This is a genomic window from Streptomyces beijiangensis, from assembly GCF_017315755.1.
GTDB lineage: Bacteria > Actinomycetota > Actinomycetes > Streptomycetales > Streptomycetaceae > Streptomyces > Streptomyces beijiangensis.
Window position 1 is genome coordinate 1 of sequence record NZ_JAFLRJ010001710.1, and the last position, 470, is coordinate 470.

At 68.9% G+C, this 470-nt stretch carries 1 pseudogene; it reads left to right on the forward strand.

Going from position 1 to position 470, the window contains the following annotated elements:
• Positions 1-256: pseudogene (locus J0695_RS43335) on the forward strand (aminotransferase class III-fold pyridoxal phosphate-dependent enzyme); the annotation flags it as partial.
• Positions 257-470 lie beyond the last annotated feature (214 nt).

A 470-nucleotide genomic window follows, 5' to 3' on the forward strand; every position in this document is an offset into this window, starting at 1 on the left:
CTTCACCGGGGCCTTCCACGGCATGTCGCTGGGGTCCCTGGCCGTCACCGGCAACGCCGCCAAACGCGCGGGCGCGGGCCTGCCCCTCGGGCACACCTGGCGGCTGCCCTACGACGGGTTCGGCGACGGCCAGGTCTCGGGGCTGAAACCCCGAGACAGCATGGTCGAGGACAGCAGCAGCGGCATGGATCTGCCCGCCGCCGTCATCGTGGAGACGGTGCAGGGCGAGGGCGGGGTCAACCCGGCCGCCTCGAAGCTGAAGAAGGGCCCGGTCCGGCCACAGCCCATCTGGATGTCGTCGACGATCAGCAGACTCCAGCGTTCGCCCACCCCGTCCAGGGCCCGGGCCACGGCGCAGTACTGGTCGTAGCTTCCGCGCGTCATGACGCGCAGCCTAACAAAAGGTTGGACTTTCCAAGTAGGTACTTGGTAGAACGAAGTGGCCACGGCGGCGCGGTGCCAGTCACGGT